The 1450-nt window shown below is 45.2% G+C and carries 5 protein-coding genes; 2 read left to right on the top strand and 3 right to left on the bottom strand.

What is annotated here, in order from left to right; genetic code table 11:
• Window positions 1-145, bottom strand: a 145-nt coding sequence (locus F6K49_RS48725) for a fructose-bisphosphatase class II (protein WP_293109896.1), incomplete at its 3' end; no start/stop codon positions are given.
• 42 nt (window positions 146-187) lie between these two features.
• Window positions 188-313 carry a hypothetical protein gene (locus tag F6K49_RS48720; protein ID WP_293109894.1) on the bottom strand — a complete coding sequence of 42 codons (126 nt, stop codon included), beginning with the start codon at window positions 311-313 and terminating at the stop codon, window positions 188-190.
• A gap of 21 nt (window positions 314-334) precedes the next feature.
• On the opposite strand from F6K49_RS48720, the gene F6K49_RS48715 reads away from it, so the two are divergent.
• On the top strand, window positions 335-457 hold the full coding sequence (locus F6K49_RS48715) for a hypothetical protein (protein WP_293109892.1): 123 nt from the start codon (window positions 335-337) through the stop codon (window positions 455-457).
• 80 nt (window positions 458-537) lie between these two features.
• On the opposite strand, the gene F6K49_RS48710 is transcribed toward F6K49_RS48715, so the two are convergent.
• Window positions 538-747, bottom strand: coding sequence for a hypothetical protein (locus F6K49_RS48710; protein ID WP_293109890.1), 210 nt, complete (start codon window positions 745-747; stop codon window positions 538-540).
• A gap of 173 nt (window positions 748-920) precedes the next feature.
• Here F6K49_RS48710 and F6K49_RS48705 point away from each other — a divergent pair.
• On the top strand, window positions 921-1450 hold a 530-nt coding region (locus F6K49_RS48705; RefSeq protein ID WP_366514356.1), incomplete at its 3' end, for a hypothetical protein.

Raw genomic sequence — 1450 nt, 5'->3', positions numbered from 1 at the left:
TATAGATCTTGTTCATCCGCTCCCGCATGGCTTCTACAGCCACTTGGTCAGCAGTGTTTTTCTCCCCTTTACCCATCCATTTGGCGGATGCGATCGCAGCTTTCTCTACGACTTCTATAATTTCTAAACCTAGTGTATTTTCCAAAGCGCCCGTTCTCCCAAAAGCTAGATGAGCTTATTTTCTTAATTATTTGTTTACAGTTCTTAAGTCTATCAGAGCGTGGTATTTCCTAGAAGGGAACAGGGAATCGGGAATCGGGAATCGGGAATCGGGAATCGGGAATCGGGAATCGGGAATCGGGATTGAAATCATTGTTAAATCTAGGGTTTAGGTTTGTTGAGGCTGGGCGGGGGGCTGTGTGGAAACGGATGCGATCGCATTACCCTAGGGAATCGGGAATCGGGAATCGGGAATCGGGAATCGGGAACAGTGACTGAAACCCTTTTCCCTGGTTAGTTTCAAATTCCCCCCTTATTAAGGTATTTCTTCCAATTCCCCCCTTATTAAGGGGGGTTAGGGGAGATCACCCACACAACCTATTTTTTCTTCATCCAGTAGGGAAGCACCTCTTGCAGCAATCTAGTCAGGGCTAACAGTAACACTGCTGTTGCCACAATAATTGCCGTTGGACTATCCCCATTCTTGAGAAAGAAAGCAAGATCTTCGATTAGGGGCTGTGGTTGTTCGACTAATGCTACGGTCTCAACTACTTGGTTATCAACGACTTGCTGTTTGATGTCAGTCATAGGAATCTTTTCCTCTAGTAACTGAAACCATCCTGACCTGAGGGTAGTCTCCAAAAGCAACAGCGAGGTTTAGGGTACCTACAACCACCGTATATCAATGCTAGACTAGTTGAGGGTAGCTTCTTCAATTGAGGGTACCCTCAACTTTTTTTTCTTGCCCATCCCTGAATAGTATGCCAAGAGCTAGTTACGGTCCTGAAGTTAAAGCCAGAGCACTGCGTTTATTTGAAGCATTAGTTTCCTTTGCTAAATACGAAATCGCCCATGACGGGAATATAGAGATTAACTTCTCTTGGAACAAGAAAAACTCAGCTCGTCCAGAACTAGTAATCAAAACTAAGAAGACCAAATTTTTAATCGAACTGACCGAGAAGGATAACTATCCAGATAGTCTCAGCAAGGATCAAGTGGTGGAAGCCTTGCAGCGGATGGAACACTTATTAGGAATTTTAAAAGACAACCGTGTCAAGAAGAAAGGAACGGAAGAAAGGCATTTCACCCTGACACTCTACGCCCAACACCTAGACACAAACCTAAAAAAATTTGAGCAAGAGTGGGAAACTAAACGTCGAGAAAAATCCAAACGGCAAGAACAAGCAACTGCTACTCCTGCCAAAACCTGCCAATCCTTTCGCCCTAAGCCAGGGGTTCCCTTCCATGCCCCATCCCCACCACGTTACTTTATCCCGCGCCCAGAGGTAAG

The organism is Moorena sp. SIO3I6 (assembly GCF_010672095.1).
Note: the sequence above shows the minus strand (reverse complement) of the source record. Positions and strands in the feature narration are given on the sequence as shown.

What these genes read in the sequence shown, in the direction of transcription:
- F6K49_RS48720 (WP_293109894.1), bottom strand. Translation starts at nt 313, where the DNA reads ATGATTTCAATCCCGATTCCCGATTCCCGATTCCCGATTCCCGATTCC.
- F6K49_RS48710 (WP_293109890.1), bottom strand. Translation starts at nt 747, where the DNA reads ATGACTGACATCAAACAGCAAGTCGTTGATAACCAAGTAGTTGAGACC.